General features: G+C 58.4%; 19 protein-coding genes and 1 pseudogene. 2 read left to right on the forward strand and 18 right to left on the reverse strand.

Annotated elements, in window-relative coordinates; genetic code table 11:
- Window positions 1–245 precede the first annotated feature (245 nt).
- Window positions 246–542 (forward strand): hypothetical protein, encoded by a 297-nt coding sequence (locus ACQKRQ_RS38240; protein WP_427482854.1) that lies wholly within the window; start codon window positions 246–248, stop codon window positions 540–542.
- Window positions 543–806: 264 nt separating this feature from the next.
- Here ACQKRQ_RS38240 and ACQKRQ_RS38245 read toward each other — a convergent pair whose 3' ends face one another.
- From ACQKRQ_RS38245 to ACQKRQ_RS38320, 16 genes are all read right to left on the reverse strand, one after another.
- Entirely contained in the window at window positions 807–1,436 is a 630-nt protein-coding gene (locus ACQKRQ_RS38245; RefSeq protein ID WP_427482856.1) for a hypothetical protein, read from the reverse strand.
- Window positions 1,437–1,490: 54 nt separating this feature from the next.
- Window positions 1,491–2,132 (reverse strand): hypothetical protein, encoded by a 642-nt coding sequence (locus ACQKRQ_RS38250; protein WP_427482858.1) that lies wholly within the window; start codon window positions 2,130–2,132, stop codon window positions 1,491–1,493.
- Between the two features lie 190 nt (window positions 2,133–2,322).
- On the reverse strand, window positions 2,323–3,015 hold the full coding sequence (locus tag ACQKRQ_RS38255; RefSeq protein ID WP_427482859.1) for a hypothetical protein: 693 nt from the start codon (window positions 3,013–3,015) through the stop codon (window positions 2,323–2,325).
- A gap of 25 nt (window positions 3,016–3,040) precedes the next feature.
- Window positions 3,041–3,598, reverse strand: a complete 558-nt coding sequence (locus tag ACQKRQ_RS38260; RefSeq protein WP_427482861.1) for a hypothetical protein — start codon at window positions 3,596–3,598, stop codon at window positions 3,041–3,043.
- A gap of 421 nt (window positions 3,599–4,019) precedes the next feature.
- Window positions 4,020–4,394, reverse strand: coding sequence for a hypothetical protein (locus ACQKRQ_RS38265; RefSeq protein WP_427482863.1), 375 nt, complete (start codon window positions 4,392–4,394; stop codon window positions 4,020–4,022).
- A 437-nt stretch (window positions 4,395–4,831) separates the two neighbouring features.
- The gene (locus tag ACQKRQ_RS38270) at window positions 4,832–5,665 is read right to left on the reverse strand and encodes a hypothetical protein (RefSeq protein WP_427482865.1); all 834 of its coding nucleotides are present in this window, start codon (window positions 5,663–5,665) and stop codon (window positions 4,832–4,834) included.
- Entirely contained in the window at window positions 5,659–5,841 is a 183-nt protein-coding gene (locus ACQKRQ_RS38275) for a hypothetical protein (RefSeq protein ID WP_427482866.1), read from the reverse strand. Before ACQKRQ_RS38275 ends, ACQKRQ_RS38270 begins: the two co-directional genes overlap by 7 nt.
- 252 nt (window positions 5,842–6,093) lie before the next feature.
- A complete protein-coding gene (locus ACQKRQ_RS38280; RefSeq protein WP_427482867.1) occupies window positions 6,094–6,600 on the reverse strand; it encodes a hypothetical protein in 507 nt (168 codons plus the stop codon).
- 928 nt (window positions 6,601–7,528) lie between these two features.
- On the reverse strand, window positions 7,529–7,723 hold the full coding sequence (locus tag ACQKRQ_RS38285; RefSeq protein ID WP_427482868.1) for a hypothetical protein: 195 nt from the start codon (window positions 7,721–7,723) through the stop codon (window positions 7,529–7,531).
- A 34-nt stretch (window positions 7,724–7,757) separates the two neighbouring features.
- Window positions 7,758–8,096, reverse strand: coding sequence for a hypothetical protein (locus tag ACQKRQ_RS38290; RefSeq protein ID WP_427482870.1), 339 nt, complete (start codon window positions 8,094–8,096; stop codon window positions 7,758–7,760).
- A gap of 217 nt (window positions 8,097–8,313) precedes the next feature.
- Window positions 8,314–8,526 (reverse strand): BPSL0761 family protein, encoded by a 213-nt coding sequence (locus tag ACQKRQ_RS38295; protein ID WP_427482871.1) that lies wholly within the window; start codon window positions 8,524–8,526, stop codon window positions 8,314–8,316.
- Window positions 8,504–8,968 carry a hypothetical protein gene (locus tag ACQKRQ_RS38300; RefSeq protein WP_427482873.1) on the reverse strand — a complete coding sequence of 155 codons (465 nt, stop codon included), beginning with the start codon at window positions 8,966–8,968 and terminating at the stop codon, window positions 8,504–8,506. Before ACQKRQ_RS38300 ends, ACQKRQ_RS38295 begins: the two co-directional genes overlap by 23 nt.
- A gap of 1,042 nt (window positions 8,969–10,010) precedes the next feature.
- Window positions 10,011–11,024: an IS110 family transposase gene (locus tag ACQKRQ_RS38305; protein ID WP_427482875.1), complete on the reverse strand. Its 1,014-nt coding sequence runs from the start codon at window positions 11,022–11,024 to the stop codon at window positions 10,011–10,013.
- 409 nt (window positions 11,025–11,433) lie between these two features.
- Window positions 11,434–11,679, reverse strand: a complete 246-nt coding sequence (locus ACQKRQ_RS38310) for a hypothetical protein (RefSeq protein ID WP_427482877.1) — start codon at window positions 11,677–11,679, stop codon at window positions 11,434–11,436.
- Window positions 11,680–11,711: 32 nt separating this feature from the next.
- Entirely contained in the window at window positions 11,712–12,647 is a 936-nt protein-coding gene (locus ACQKRQ_RS38315) for a hypothetical protein (protein ID WP_427482879.1), read from the reverse strand.
- 145 nt (window positions 12,648–12,792) lie between these two features.
- Window positions 12,793–13,350: a DUF2278 family protein gene (locus ACQKRQ_RS38320; protein WP_427482880.1), complete on the reverse strand. Its 558-nt coding sequence runs from the start codon at window positions 13,348–13,350 to the stop codon at window positions 12,793–12,795.
- A gap of 629 nt (window positions 13,351–13,979) precedes the next feature.
- Between ACQKRQ_RS38320 and ACQKRQ_RS38325 the strand changes: the two genes are divergently transcribed.
- A complete protein-coding gene (locus tag ACQKRQ_RS38325) occupies window positions 13,980–14,132 on the forward strand; it encodes a hypothetical protein (protein ID WP_427482960.1) in 153 nt (50 codons plus the stop codon).
- A 224-nt stretch (window positions 14,133–14,356) separates the two neighbouring features.
- On the opposite strand, the gene ACQKRQ_RS38330 is transcribed toward ACQKRQ_RS38325, so the two are convergent.
- Window positions 14,357–15,625, reverse strand: a complete 1,269-nt coding sequence (locus tag ACQKRQ_RS38330; RefSeq protein WP_427482881.1) for a hypothetical protein — start codon at window positions 15,623–15,625, stop codon at window positions 14,357–14,359.
- A gap of 200 nt (window positions 15,626–15,825) precedes the next feature.
- A pseudogene (locus ACQKRQ_RS38335) lies at window positions 15,826–16,339 on the reverse strand (IS5/IS1182 family transposase); the annotation flags it as partial.
- Window positions 16,340–16,444 lie beyond the last annotated feature (105 nt).

Raw genomic sequence — 16,444 nt, forward strand, 5'->3', positions numbered from 1 at the left:
GAATGCGGATATATTGTGAACGTCGATTTCCGCAACCACCGGTTCGCCGCGTAACAACACGACGCAATGGCGACATCCTGCACGCCGTCCCGCGACAACGTGGGCCGTGCTTCCTGTCGATAGCTTCGAATCTCTTTGGTCAACGCGGTCTTGCCGGCTGGTTATGCGTGGCATTGACCCGTAGAAGCAGTCTGTGTGGAGTTTGGACTATATTGCCCACACAGCCTTGGGAGCACGGAGCAGATATGAAATCACTTCACGGCGAACCGGCTGGCATGACGTTGCGGGATGCCCAGCCGCGTGCGCAGAAGGAGCAGCGCGAGGCGCTCGTGCAGATTCTGGAGACAGGGCAAAAAGATATCGATGCCGGCAACTCTCACGACCTTGCCGAGTTTCCAGACCAACTGGATGGCGCGGGTCCTGACCAGAGCGTGCTGGCATGTGGGTCGACGGGTCGCAGCACCATTGGAGCGCGCACCGCGCAGATGATCCGCCATTTCGGGCCCGCCACGGGGTTACGTGTATGTCGGGCAGAGCGGTAGCGACCCCTTCCCCGAGGCGGGGCAAAGGCGCCGGTTTTATCCGTCGCGCACGCCGCCGGTCGCAGCCCTTGTTCCGCCGGGGCAGCCGGCAGGATGCACGGTACGACATCGATGCATCAGAGCGGATTGCCCGATCCGTTGCAAAGCCAACCGGCGGGATGCGATGGTCGCAGATGGACCGGAAGGTCGGAACCATCTTCCGCCCCGCTCCGCCGGTCGCCTGCACGGCGCCCAATCAGCGCCTCGTGCCGGGATCAGCTCCTGCTACGCCCGCTTGCCGACGTATGCGGTCGGCTGCGCCGCCGCGAATTCGGCGACCCTCGGCGTGGCGACGATGCAGACAGACTGGTGAGTCAGGTCCCGATTTTTCGCCTTCAGCTGTCGCGCCATCCGCCGCTCGAGGCGCTGCCGGTGCAGCGCGTGCCACGAGGCATGGAGAAAACAGGCGGTCAGTTCGTGACCGCACAGGTCACGCAATTCCGGAAACATCCGGCCAGGGTGCACCTTGTCCGGGAGTTGCAGTCCCAATGCCACGGTATGTTCCTCACCATCGTGACTCGCCAGCACCTGGCAGCCTCGCTGTTCATCCCACGCGTCCATCGCCCGCCACGTCACCGGGTCCGTCCCATCAAGGAGCCAGTGAACGGCTGTCTTTCGCTGCAGCACGGCGGTCGCGACAATGACGGGCGCGGGCCGACCTTCAAGCGCCATGCATTCAATGCCTGAGAAATGGAGTTGCACCTGGTCCGAGTCCATCGGCAACGGCACATCGTGGGACAGACAGGCATGGAGCGCCGGGCCCGATGCCAGGCCGCCCCATGGACCGCTTTCGAACGGGTTGAGCAGCCGGCTCAGGGGAACATGCTTGCCAGAGTTAGGATTCCATATCTGCATGATTGGTTTTCTCGACTATAAGATTAGGCGCCCCGTGGGGCGCGGGGTCATCGCTCAGGAACCGCGCTTCCTCGCTCGGCCGCGACGGGGACGCTCCGGCAGCGGCCCAGGAGTCGTTACGGGTGCACGCTCGATTGCACTCGCCATCCGCAGCACAAGTGTCACGGCGCGCTCGCCCACGCATGCCATGAGGTGCACCCACTGGGTTTCACCTCGTCGCAGACAGTCGTCGTTGAGCCACCGCCAGGTGGCCGTCTGGCCCTCGGGGCGCGCTTCACCGGGGGTATCGAGCAGGCGTTCGGCACAGCGCTCAAGGAACTGCAGCATGAAGACACCTGTTTCCATCTGCCAGGCAAACTCCGCGTAGCCACCGTGCGCGGCGCGCTCCCGCGCCTCCCGGAGCTCCGGCGCATAGCAGTCGATGGCCTCCAGTACCGTGTTCGCCTCAAGGGCACGCCAGAATCCGCGACGCGGCTCATAAAATGCTCTCAGCACCCTGAATACCGCCGCCTCGTCCAGCTCATCAGGAGCTGCCGCATCTGAGTGAATCATCAGGCGCAGGAATGCAGCCTGCTGTGTGGGTTCGACCGGCGGCAGGTCGAACAGCGGCCCCCGGTCGCTGCGACGCGATATAGCGCTCGTACCTGTTCCTGCACGCACGGAGCCGTGCTGAGGATGTTGCTTGTCCAGCTTCATTTCAAAATTCTCCTGATGTCGGAGCGTGCGGGAACCTACCCAAGGGGTCTGGCGCGGATCCTTCGTCAGCACCACCCGGTCTTGCAGCGGAAATCACTCCGCGCCGATGGCGTCATCCCCACACGCGATTAGATAGCACTACGAATCGAATGAATGTCCAGTCTGGCAATAATTCAACCGTGCCGGGTCGTCAATGAATGCTGGTTGGGCTAGAATTTCCAGTCGTCACAGGCAGAATCGCCATCGGCAGGCCGGACAACGGCTCAAGCGTCAAGTATTGACTCAGCCTCTCCGTCATCAGGACGTTCACCTCGACATGGGAAAGCGCGATACCCTCGATGTCAGTCGTCGCTTGCTCTTCGAGCAGACCGCTTGCAGCCAGCTTTGCCGCAAACGCCAGAAAGCTGGCTGAACTGTCCGTGCCGCATGCGTGCCGCAGGTCATCGATACCGCTCTTGCTTCTTCCGGGTATCCAGTCAATCGGATGAGCGGAATACATCGACAAGTCGTTCTCAACCATCGCGACGGGTGCGTAACCGTTGCTCCGCCAGGAATCGATAGCAGACCACACCTGCGCGTCACTCGCGTCGGCCAGCCAGTAAGTCTGCACCGAACCAATCTGGCTTCGGATGCTTATAACAGGCACCCCTGGTGCGCCGATGCGGCCGAATCCAAAGCACGCCTGTCCGCCGGCAACGGCTCGAAGACGCGTCAGGTTGCAGTGGGCGGCCAGCACCGGGCTACGTGGGCGACCCGAGCGTGGCGTCCCAAAGCAGTCGACGTACGTTTTTGCTGGCAGCAGCATGCCAAACCGGCAGCGTGGTAACGACACACCTTCAATGGTCGGGGAAAGGAAATTCGTTTCATTGACTTTCGTGTTCATATACATCTCCTTGTATGGGGGAAAATCAGACAGGTTGCGCACCGTTCGCGGCTCCCGATGCGGGATCGCTGAACGATTGGCTCGCCACGACTGTCGAACCGGCCTCAGCACCGGCATCATCGAGCCGGTGCATGAATCCGAGAATCGCGCGTGTCGCCTTGCAGTCGGAATCGAGGTATTCCGCGTATTCGTCCTCGCCCCTTGTCGCGAAATCCGCCATCAACCAGTCGTAGACCTGCTCCTGCTCCGAAGGACGCCCGTCCGCCGGCAACGCAAGGAGCCGCATGGCGCAGCGCTCGTCGAACTGCCGCACGTACAGATGGTTTTCGACCACCGCCCTGAAGGTCCCCCAGTGCTTCAATATCGCGTCCGGGTTGAGCACCGGAACGTGGAACTGGAACACGCGGATGATGGTGTCCGGCTCCAACTCCTGCCAGAAGTTGAGGCGAGGCTCGTAGACGTCCTCGAGCATGCCGCCTACACGGGCTACGGCCTCGGCCGACTTGGCGGGCGGGTTGTGCTTCAGGTAGCCAACCATCCGGTCGAAATACGGCTGCTGGCGTGCGTGGATAGATTTCGTCATAACGGTTTCCTATGCAAGTATCAATGGGGCTGGCCATCCTGTGCCTGTCCTGGGCACATGTTCGAGGTCGGTGAGGGGGCGTCGCATGGTTCCTGTGCCGGAGCTCCCTCGAGATACGCCATCACATTCGGCGCGGCGAGAATCCAAGAGCTCTGCCTGCTCAGTTCGGGGCGTGACAGCAGAAATGGCAGTTCAATCGCACCGTCACGGCACATGGCGTCGGCGACCGCGAAGAACCGGGAGGCCTGGTCCTGTCCGCAAAAGCGGCGCGCTGAGAAAACTGCTTTTGCATTTCGATTGACCTCAGAAAAGTTGGTGGTGTGGCATCCCATGCGGGATCCCGTTACCTGTGACATGCAACCGCAACAGCCAGCCGCCGCGCGGAGATCTCACTCCCCTGGCTGCTGCAAGCGCCCGTCGTTCAGGGAGTAGCAAGACCGAATATCCCGGCAAAATCCTCGATGGTGAGCGTCAGCGGCTCTACTGTCCTGCTCGCGGAGGAGAGCTCCAGGGTCAGCATGTTCACGATTTCAGTCAGTGTTGCCTCACCGAGCGAAAGAAAGTCGGTCTCAAGCGGGAACCCTTCTGAATCAACCCGACCGGGACCCGTCGGGTGCGCGTCGCAGAACAGATATCCGCCGGCTGCCCGTATCAGCATTCCGAGGTATGTACGCGGGGCGTGAGCAGCCTCCACGTGAACCTCGACGCGAAACCCGAGTACCTGTGCGTCTTCGGGTTGCGTTTCAGGGAGGTAGGTAGTGGTCAGGGAAAATTTGCTTGCAGTAGTTTCAGTCATCGTTTGGTCCTTTTGACGGTGCGAGCGAGGTCAGCGAGGCACCTGGTTCGCAAACAAAATTGATGGAAAGGGGGTAATAGGACTGAGCCGGAAACGTGAGGCGCGCGCCCCGGTCAGGCGGCATCGCATGGCAGCAGCCGGCCAGGCCGGGTGCAGGTAGCGCACGTGACGGGCCACATCGGAAGGTCAGGTAATGCGGCAGGGCGGTAGTCGCCGCCGGACGGAATCACATCGGGCAGAGAGAGGTGCATTTGTTGGCTCCCAGGTGTCGAAACAGGGTTTCGCGCCGGGCTCCCGGGTCCACGGACAACTTGCCGCTGGATCCCGGGAATATCCCGAACACTTGGGGCACAGCGTAAAATCCCTCGCCCGAATTACAAACTCCGGCTATTTGATTTCTAGGATTGGTGCGGGTTTGCAGGCGACGGGCGGGGATTTCAGCGGAGATTTGGAGATTTCCACTTCGCTTTGGCCTCTTTCCATCTTTCTTGCCACAGCGACATCTCGGGCCGACTGAACAGAATATCGAGGGTCAGCCAGCCGACATCGCCCTTCCGACGTGACCGGAGCCCCAACGCGATGGCGACCGGATCAAACGTTGCAGCTTCCCCGCCTCGCCGCCCACCCGTGAGACGGGCGGCGAATAGCCATGGAATGCCCTTGGCTTTGCCCAGCCTTTCAATCCATTGTTCTTTCGACCATCTGATGTTCTCAAATGCTGCCGCAATCTCGTGCTTTGACAGGCCAGTCACCTGGCCGTTGGCTTTGCCCGCCTCGGCCTTGTTATCCGAGAGGGCGTCTTGCCGGGAGTTGTCAAAGCGGAAAGTGATTTCCGTCGCTTCGAGAAACCTGACCACCTCGGTGTGAAAAAAACCGATCCGGAATGTGCGCGCGTATTCCTTCTTCGACCAGGGATCATTTGCGTTGGCGTGGGAACCGCCAAGGAACATCATTGGTCCCTTTTGTTTCATGGCGTGCATCCAACACTCCAACCACTCTTCTTCCGCAGTTGCGATAGCGGCTTTCCGCAGCAAGCGCTGGCCTTGAACTGCAACTGCTTCGCTGGCCATATACCGGCCGATCTGCGAATCCATTTCCACCCACCGGGGACGACCAGCCGTTTCATTGGTCAAAACCTGCAGCAGATTTCTCGCAGCCTCGCGTATCTGCCATCGCTGCGGAAACGGTTCGTCACTGAAAATGACCTTGGGATTGACACTTCTAGAGACCGCCATCAATACAGCATGCAAGGAGATGAATTCCATCAGCATCCTTTATCGTCGTGCAGACCGACGACCCGGGGGTCCTCAAAGTACGTCCAGACGACCGGCAGGGACGTCAATTCATTGCACGCGAAACTGGCATCGTCGAAATCAATCACCCCTCCGATACCGTCACCGCTCGGTCTTAAGAGGTGCACTGCCGTCTTGTACAGCAACATCGTCATGAAAGGTCCCCGTCTTCCCAAATCCCTGGATAACGGCGGCCGGCGTCAGAGCTTTAGGCACACGCTCTCTTCCACTTCAGCCATGCGCTGCGTAACTGGTCAAGCCGGCGGTAAAGCATTGATCTGCGAAAGGACTATGGACGTGTGATGTGATCGGACAACTCAGGCACGGGGCTGCTCGTTGTTGCGATGCGTCGACTTCGGCAACGGTTGCAGTTCGCCAATCTGCCGCCGAAAATCCGCAGCCTTCGCCTAGGAACAGCCGAGATGACGCCGGATGTCGGCAACCGTTGCCCGCACTCGCCCCGCAGCTATGTCACGACAGAGCCGCAGGACCTTACCCTCATGACCGGCATCCGCGACCTGGGGCGAATTCATCGCCGGCGAGTCTGGAATCGCGTGACTAGCCATAGAAGAAGCATGACTCGCCGGGAGCGCGGCGATGACTGCGGGCGTGACGGACGAAGTCACCGCTCGGTCGGCGAGCGTCGCACCCGGTCTGCGGGGCTGAAGCACGATGTACCAGCACAGGCACGCCACACCTTCCAGTTCGGCGGCATAGGCAAGTGCCAGCAACAGGTTGACCTTCCCGGCAGTCGTGCCCACCCAGACGGCAAGTCGCGCCGTGACCGGGTCGTCGCGAGCGGAGTCACGCAGGGTGGTCACGAGATTTTCCTGAGCGATCTCCCGGTCTTCGGCCCTCTCCCACCGCTTCGCTTCATCCGCTTCGACGTTGAGCGCATCGAGCTTCGCGGACAATGCGATCCGGTTCGCGCAGCTCCGCGCACAGCGCTGTGCGCGAATGGCTCCCAGCGCTGCCTTGAACGTCGCCTGCTCAGCGGCTATCGCTGTAAGACTGCGACCTGAAGGAGCAACCCGTGCGACCGGCGCGGCAACCACTGCTATTGCGTCCGCTCGACGCTCACCCGCATGTTGCTGCGACAGCAGAAAAAAAGTTGCATGGCCGCATGAAACTGCAAGCATGCATGCGACCCACAATCCGCTGGCGATCCAGCGAACCGCAGTCGAAACGTTCCGGCAAATCGCCGGCACGAAATGCGCGCACAAGACAAGCACAACGCTAATCGCACACCAGACAAGCCGTTCCGACGACCAACCACCCCGCTGCCAGCCAGCACCGACATGAAGATTGCCGTTCCCGTTGTCGCGATGGCAAGCATAAATAGCCCCGGCACGCGAATATCGCGAGACCGTTCACTCTTCGTGTCTTTCACTGCGCTATCGATAATTGTTTGCATGCGTCCCCTCATACATCAAATACCAAATGTAGCTACCGCATTTGGCAGGCGTGACTGGCATCGTGGTTATACCGTCATCGAGAACCAATGAGCTGCCGGGAGACCTATTTCAAATGTTTGAAAGGCCGACCTTTAGAATTCGGTGGGATTGACGACCTGTGTGGTGAGAGAGTCGCGAGGAACGAGCCGTGAGTCACGACGGGCAAATAGCGTCAGAGCCGGCGCCCAGTGGAAGCTACCGCCGGCTCGAGTTTGGAACGCACAACAGAAGAGTCGCGGAATGCAGCAGAGGAACGCGTTGCTGTTGGTCGATGCGATAAGTGAGTCCGAAGACGCACCGGCCTGCTGGCTACTACCCGAAAACAAGTTCGGCAAAAGATAGGAGCAGCCGGTCATCTGAGTACGACATGCCGACATCAGGCCCGTGATTAGCCCTTGAATGGCAGGCGAAATTTTCCGAGCTCCTTTCCAATCAAAACCGCCTTGATCCGCTCGACCTTCACGTTTGAATACAGCGGGTCTCGTCCCTCCGGGGAGCCGGGATAGAAAACTTCGCACGGACGCTCGCAATACAAACCAGCTTCATGGTTCGCCAGACGCTCGAGCAATTCGTAGACTTCCATGAAAAGTTACCCCAAAACCACGCCGACTGAGTCATTATCTGGCCGGCCACAGCAAACGTGTGAATACGTCAAGGATACCGTTGGACTGTTCAATCCAGACCGGCTCAAGATCAATGCGCGGCTGATTCCTCATAAGCAGGCTTCCATGGGCGTACCCTCGTTCTTGCGTGATATCAAGACGGGCAATCGCGTTCCTAGTCTTTCCGTCGAGAGACTCTAGCCTTTCGACGGACACCGTCATGTGGCGACTCACGGGCGCAAAGGGCCGCAGCGGATATTGAATCTCCTGATGGGCATGCAGGGCAGTCACGACGGCAAGAAGCTGGCGCTGGGCATCGCGCCCCCCTATCGGCTCGCTCTGCTCCAGAGTCATCTCGCCACCAACCTCGACTATGAGAGGCAGGTGGGCGCCGTGCTCGAGATACTCTCCCTCATATGCCCTTACTCGCCATGTGAAGGGGCAGATTTTCCTTGTCTTTCGCCGCATAGCGCACCCGTGTTTCGGCTTCTGGTCACTGCCCGAAAGATGCAAACAGGGTTGCCACGCATCCAGTCGATTACTGGCCATGCCTCTCCGTGCAGAAGCGGGGTTACCATTTTTCGTCGGGATCGCCCCAAACGGAGGGCAAGACCTTCGCCGACCAGGCGAAATGCATCTTGTCGGGGAAATGCCGTAACAGGCTTAGCGCGCTATCTCGCAGTTCACCCATGTCCCGGACGTCACTCGTTGATGCAAGCATTTGCAGTAATTCCCGCGTGCGCAGCACGGATCGCGTACGCTCATGCGGCATCGTCATTGGCATCCTCCGTAAAGTCGGTGCTCCAAACACCACGACGGTCGGAGCCGGCCATATCCAGTACAGCCGACGCACCGCGCCAGACACCAGTCGACTCAACCTCGCCACGCTGTCCAACTGGCGACGGTCGTCGCCAGTCGGGAACGAGCTCGGCGGTAACGTCGCTCCACTTCTCAATGCGCCATTGCCTCACTGCCCACTGCCAGACGTATTCGGCATCTTTGTCGAATCCTGCACGCCCGACTAAAACGTATCGGCGGCCGCTGGCAGTGACGCCCGTACGTGTCGTCGAGTCAAACGAAATGATCGTCGTGCTGACACGTCCGTCGCGCTCGGCAAGGTTGAATCCGACAAAATGCCGTGCGCCAGTATTCGATTCGCGAATAGACCAGGACTCCAGCGAAACGACCGGGTCATCGTCGACCGACGAGCTTGCGTGGATGGACATAGCTTTCCCCGTTCAAAGCGTTTTCATCAGTCCCGGGGTGCATATGACGACGCCTCAAGGAGCCTCGCGTCAATACCCCTGCTTTCTGATACCGATATGCTGCAGCATACCCAGATGCCGAGTAGCTCGCGATGACCGTTTCTTCATGTTCGGGTCCCCCATCGGTATAAATTGTGTACAGCTACGCTGGCAGTCGATTCTTCCCCAAAAATCGCTGGATCGCGTGAGAGAACTCTTACAGTCGCTGTGACGTGGATATCGTCAATTACGATGTCCGGTCGGTTGCGCGACAACTACGTTGACACGAGCGAACTTCCCCAGTGTCGCTTACTGTGTTGGGGGGATATCTCGGTCGCTCAGATGTCGAACAATTTCTGAGAGCGATGGTGATGGCTTCGAACACCGCTCCCCTATAAGAAGCTGTCGATAAGGCCGAACAGCGTTCGCCAACCGACTCGGCTCACGACCTTGCAGGAAAAGCCAAACGCCACTCCATCGGCGCCGGCCCTCGATGCTCGCTTGCGGCGATAACGGGTGTTATCGCGCCCTGCCCGTTTCTCGGAGGGTGGCGGTGCCGGACATCTGTATCTGGCCCAGGCATCTCAAAAATTCGCTTTAACTATGTCACCCATTGAAAGGCCGGAGTAAAGGGGTATATCTGTCCCCTCAAGGCTCAGGCCTTGCAGCGTTGCAGAACCGTTCTAGCCATCCTGGTGATGCGAAGCTTGATGACGCGTCCGGCTTCTCGTCGTCTGGCTACGGAACTGATCCGCACCAGTCACCCATCGGGATCAAGGCGAGTGCCGGTGTTCTGGCCGTCGCCCCTGGCTCATTCGAGCTCCAGAAAATCGTCGGTGGCAGGCCAATGTCCAAAGGAGTACACGTCAATTCCATGGTTGCCCGCGTGCGGGCACCAGACTGTTGTCGGCTCATGGCCTGGGCGTCTCAGTGTTCGCTGCATCGGGATGGCCGGGGGTCGGGCGCAATCAACTCAATGGTTTGACGCCAACAAATTTACCGGGCTCTCGGCCCCCCGCCAAACTTAGCTAAAGCATCGTTTAACCTCGAAGGGTCTGCCGTCACGCATCATGTAATAGGCCGCACGCGCCAGTTTGTGCGCGAGTGCCTTCATCGCGACAACCGGCAAGCGCTTTGCCTTCTTGCGTTCATAAAAGCGTCTTGCCTGCGGGCAGCAACGCAGCGCTACTGCGGCGGCTTCGATGAACGCCCAGGCGAGATACTTGTTGCCGTTCTTGACGTTGCCTTCACCTTTTTTCTTGCCGTTCGAGATCCGCTTGCTGTCAACACATCGGCAATAGGAACTGAAGTGGCCGACGTCGGCAAACCGCGTGATGGTACCGGTCTCAAGCATGATCGTGGCAGCGAGTACGTTGCCGATTCCAGGCGTGGTCTTCAGAGTCTCGAACTCGGGGCGTAGCTGTGCCTCCTGATGCAGGATCGTCTCAAGCGCAGTAATTTCGCTGCGCAACGTGCGCAGCACCGCCATGTTGGCCATCATCGCGCGCTCGACATGCGGCGGTAGCGCAAGTGCGCGTACCGCTGCATCGTCCATTCGCTGGATGTGTTCGCCGTTCATCCGCAGATTGATCTGTCTGGCCAGCAGGCTCTCAATACTCGGGATGTGCAGCGTTCGTTGCTGCACAAGTTGCAGCCGCTTGCGGGCGAGATCGCGTAACGCGCGTTCCTGTGGTGGGTAGATATAGCCTTCAGGCAGCAGTCCAAGACGGAAGATGTGAGCCAGGAACACCGCGTCACGTTCGTCCCCGGCATACTTCAGGCCTTCGTACTGCTTGATCGCGGCCGTATTTGCGAGATGCACGGCGAAGCCGGCAGCCACCAGTCCGTCAACGAGCCAGTACCAATTGAACGTCGCCTCCACCACCACTCCCTCCAGCTCAGCCTGATAAGGCGCGAGCGCTGCCAGAATCAGTCCGAGATCATTGGTCAGCCGCTTGCAATACAGCACCCGGTCCTGGTCGTCGATTACGGCGACCACGGCGTTATTCGAGTGCAGATCAATGCCGCTATACTTCATTTCAGCCTCCTGAACGGGTCAGTTGATCGTTTGCCTCTCAACTGTAGACCCTGGCCGCCCCTTCCCTGGGCGGCCAGGAGGCCTTTCAATGATTATCAACTTGCAACGACGGCGCACCACGCGCTGTCCGTTGCCGTCAGACCGATGACGGGTTGCAGTTAGTCGGCAATTTTCGGCGCAATTGGACTGAAATAGCCACTTCGTCGATACGTGTCCCAAGACGGCTTGATTTCCGTGCCGGATGCCCATGGGGCGGCTGTCGTAAGCCAGCGTGGTAGAAAAGGGGGCGCAGAGATGCGCTGCGCCATCCGCCAGTCGAGTCGGCGCTCGGAGCGCGAGACTCAACGCAATATCGTGCTCATGTGGCTCTCGGGCCGCCTTTCACCGGATTTCAAGACCATGGCCGTGACTACCGCTTTGCCTTAAGATCGGCTATCGCGGCCGCTTTTTCTGCATCGCTTAACCGCGGGTCGCTGCGGATCATTTCAATTTTGCCCTCAATAAATTCCCGCGTCCTCGCCGCGTCGTCAGGCGTCGGCGGGGTTGTACGGGTGAACTTATCTCGCATATCCTCAATCCCGCCAGCAGACCGATGAGCCGCCGGAACGTTCTGTGTGACGTTCGGAGGCGGCGGCGGACTTTCGATCGGCATCATGCATCTCCTCTCGACCCGCCGACACCGGCGAATCAACTCGCGACAATGAAGTCGTAATTTGGATGGAGTAGTCGCAGCTGGAATCCCAAGCTATCGTTTCGAATAGACGAATTCGACGACCCGAGAAGGGACCAGCTACCCCAATGGCTGTTATTGTCGGCGCTTATCAACTGTGTTACAAGCGCACCCATGGGATTGGTATGGCTATAAGTGGACTGGAACGTCTCCACGATGGGACCCCAAGAACCGATCCAGCCCGTTTTCTGTTGCGCATCGGTTGCGGCGTAATCGTGCTGGTAGACGAGGTCCCACCCCCCTCGCACGTGGTTGTAGAGCAGCACCTGGTTTCGATACGTCGTGTTGTTGAGTTTCCAGCTACTGTTCCATATTGGCAGTACAGGATACGGATGGCCGTCAGCTGAGACCGTTGTTAGATAATTCGATAACTGGCTGAACGGTGTGTCCGTTTGCCAATGGTCCGACCTTGACCAGTCGAAAACGCGAAAATGGGTATCATTCTGCCCGTTGTATGAGACAAAGGCCTCCACACCGAGCCCGGAACGATTCGTCGCGGTGAGATAAAGAAACGTGCTGACGTTCCCACCTGGCGGTTGGGGGCAAACAGCGTCGAACGCCATAGAGGTTCCGTTGCCCCATCCGCTTTTGAAGGCGGCCGTGTAAAACATACCATAACCCACCCCTCCAGGAACTGGTTGCGTGCGCAGTTCATTCGACTCGGGGCCAATCCTGTCGATGACCTCCTGCACCGCTCGATCACGAGACGCGAGGTCAGCGGCGGGATGCGTATGCGCGAGCCGGATCCTGCTTTTCATAAAGGCGGCGCGAAAGGCCTCGTCCACCGGCGTTTTGGCCGTTATAGCGGCAAAATGTGCCTGTGCATCATCAATGCCGGCATGAGGCCGTCCGGACGGTGGGACTGGAGCTGCATGCTCATGGGAGGTAGTCATCGTCAATACTCCTAGCAACGTCAATTAAGTACGATTTTCGCGACTTACCAACGACTTATGCCCCTGCAGACACGGGTGGCGAGAAAAATGGGTTTTGTCGCGATACGGGTCGAAGGGCGGGCGAGATCGATATGCGAAGTACTGCTTATATTGTGAGGTTGCAGACTTGATCAGCTGCGGACAGATGGAATCCCTGAACAACCTTAACCGGTCCTTTCAAGATCATATGCATTAGCTCGATGCCAGTCGGAAGGATCCGGGCACAGCAAAAATTCTTGAATCCCAGCATGTGACTTGTCCATCGCTTGATCGACCGATGGTCTTGCTCGACCAGATTGTAGAGAACAATCCCACGATCGGATCCTCCGTCGGTTGCGGCCGACTTGACATTCACGGCGACACGCCATGGTTCGCCATCGACGACAACCGTAATCTGATAATGATGCGACTTCGGGTCACGACGCTCTTCAGCGGTAGCCACAACGCGGCCTCGCAGTACACCGTACTTGCGGTTACTCATGATGCCCTCGCTCTCTCTTTGAATTCTATTTTTGACAGGTACGACGAATTTCCTAGCTGCTATGGGGTGACAATGACGCCCAGCCCACAGTCCAAATTCTGCTGTCCGTTTCCTTGACAACGATAGGAAATCCCGACACAACGTTAAATAGATGGATGACCGGATATGTGGTCCAGAGCACATAAACCATCGGAGCAGTAGTTGCCCGATACCCGCTGTCTAGCGCTTGGCATGGCGAGGTGGAGCAAAGTGATCGCCTTTGACGAGTTATTGGATCCGCACAGCCTAAGAGTTAGATCGTCTCCCCAATGGCACGAGTGAATCGTGAGCCCAACGGCTCACGGCGTAGACTTCCATATCCGGATCAGCTTTCAAGACATGCTGAGTTGGGTGGGCGCGTTTCAGTGGAACTCCCCTCCTTCGACGAGTCTCGTCAGTTCTCTTGTCGCGATCTGGGCGGTGTCATAAGGCGAAGTCGTACGGCGAGTACTGTTTCGTGTGCGGAAATCCTTTCCCCTGGCGAAGACCAAAATGAAACTGTGACCGTTGCGGACGTATTGTGTCACCCACTGAAGGGCATTCGCGAATCCGACGAGCCACGCTGGGCGAGACTACGGGCGATGTAACCTGCTCCCCCCGGTTAGTCCGATAACGGTGTAGAGTCAACCTTAATTGCGCCGGGCCGCCGGACACCGCCCATTACTACAAAGAAGGAACAGTTACTTCACGACCTGGACGCACTGGAGACAGCAGATCGCACGCAGCCGGCTGAGGGAAAAGCGAAAATCGGGCGTTTGCGGGATAAGATTGAGATGCTGCGCGATCCAGATCGCGCATCAGAGGTGCTGAACGATCTACCGGAAAAGCAGGTCTCGCTAACCGATCCGGACTCGGGCTCGATGATCTCGCAAGCCAAGGGCACAGGGGTCGTTGGCTACAACGTTCAGGTAGCTGTTGATACATAACATCACCTTATCGGGGTGTTCGTGCATTTCCTGGCGCGGTTTGCACGAGAAATCGCTTTCAGTTCAACGAGTTGAAGATCCGTCCAATTGCGAAAGCCTGTGAGGCCGCTCAGGCTTGCTACAAGCGGCTTCCTACGCCGTTACCGCCGGAATATGCACGGAAAGTTCGAATACCTCTACTTCTGTGATGCATCGCTGTCCGCCGCCGCCTGCTGCTAGCACGCTCAGCGCCCGTCGCACAACGCGCTCTTTGGGTTGCCGCAAACAATTGAGTCGATCACCGATTTATTCGTGTCGTAATCGAGGTGGGCATAATCGGGGCGCTCGATTGCGCCAAAGTAGGTGGGGCTGTTCGAGGTGACGACGTCCACGACCTCGTAATTCATGCTTTGGCGGTTCATGCTGGGAACAAGGACATAGGAAAGCAGGTCATTGGGATCTGTGAAAGCGACGACGTTAGGCCTCTCGTTCGCTACTGCCTTGTTTGCGCCGAAGAGGGCGCCAAGCGGGTCGGACGGGTAGTGAGTCGGCTCGCTCTCACCTTGTTGCGCCATGAGACTCTGCCGCGCCTGCGGGGTGCTTTTTGCGGTCAGCTTTTGCGGTATCTGCACATCGGCGAGAGCAAGAATGGGTAGCTGGTTGGCGCGCATAAAGATCTGCGTAATGCGTTGCAGCGTAGCGCGCGTGGCTTTTGCGGTCACGGTGTCGTTACTTAGCTTCCATAACGCGTCAAACGCAATCTTGCTACCCAGGCTGTCGGTGATCACGACCAGATCCGGCAACCCCTCATGCTCAAGTTGACTGGCCAATGATTTTACGTCTCCCCGTTCAATCTCATTGCCTCCCGAAGTCGCGAGCGCCTGAAGAATGGCCTTCTGCATCTGCGCGCTCATTTCGTCTCTCGAACGTCCTTCGTAGATGACCGCATCGGCGAGGCAATCGTCGAGGATCGAATCTTTTAGTATGCGATTGAGCGCGGCATCGCGTCTGTATGGATAGGGCGCAGTGAGATCGGGCGATACGCAGTATGCGTTTGCATTTTGTTGCGTCGTCAGCCTAGCTGTCTGGTCAAAGCACAATTGAGCTTTCAGTGGCGTCGTCATTCTGGACCATACGATGGCATTTAATTTTAGCGTTCCGAATTTCGTATCGAATGTTCGCTGGTAGAGTTGTACATCGGTGTCGTTCACGGTCGATTGCGTCAGCGGGACGTCATCGGGCGCGCCGCCGAGCGCCTGATACAGCGCATTGGCGGCCTTGTTGGCCCATGCGCCATCGTGTGTGCACATTCCGTGCACGAGCAGTACATCCAGCGCCTTATGCTCGCTCAACTTCGAAATGATGCCCGGAAATGCGATCGCCTCGGGATAGTTAGTCAGGCTGCTGTCGTAGACCGGGCTTTTGTAGGGTGTCGTGCACGCGCCGATGCACAGGGTGATCCCGAGCGCCGCGAGACTGGGTGCCCGGAGTGCGCAAGTGAAGCGATGTCTCATGGCGGTTTCCTCCGATCGGGATGCGGGGCATTTTCGTCAAGCGCAGCGGTTTTACTGGATTTTGGAAACAGGTTCGCGCAACTGTGTGGCAGGCTCTACGTGAATCTGGCGCTTCCGAAATGATTCGAGTGTGCGATATCGAACAATATGAATGTAATCAATAGCCGGCCCTGAACAATTCGCTTCATCGGCGGCTCAAGTCATGTTGTTGGGACGGCGGCAACGTTATTGTTGAGCAAAGCGGTGAGGACGAGGGCGTAATAAAGCCTCAGCTTCCTGGGGATCATCCGAAGGTTGTGGCCGGCGCCGCGCAGCACCGCCTGCATCGCGTCACCGAGCGCGCCTTTGAGCCAGTTGCGATCGAGTTTTCCGTCCGTTTTCATGTGACCAATGGCAGGCTCGATTGAATTTCGCCGCTTGATCATCGCGCGTGGTCCGCACGCCGCAAACCCGAGTGGTAGATCTTAACGCCGTCGATGGCGACGCGCCTGTAGCCGCGACCACGACGGCGACTTCCGGCCTCACCTCGCTCAGAATCGCCACCTGCTCCAACGCTTCGGACAGCGTGTGACAATCGTACGGATTGCCCGGCATCGACCGCATGCCAACTACCAGTCCTTCCTTGTGCGTCGTCGTGATCGACACTTTCACGCCGAACTCATAGGGCGTGCGCGCCTTGCCTTTGGCCAAACATTCAACTTCCGGAGCCTTGAGGAACACTGTTGAGGAAGCGGGATTGAGAATGCGCGAAAAGCGAAGGGTTGCCTGTAACGGGTGACATAGGGGTTCAAGATTTGCCCCGACCTGAAAGGGTGCTGA

It is taken from the genome of Paraburkholderia sp. NPDC080076 (assembly GCF_050281145.1).
Lineage (GTDB): Bacteria > Pseudomonadota > Gammaproteobacteria > Burkholderiales > Burkholderiaceae > Paraburkholderia.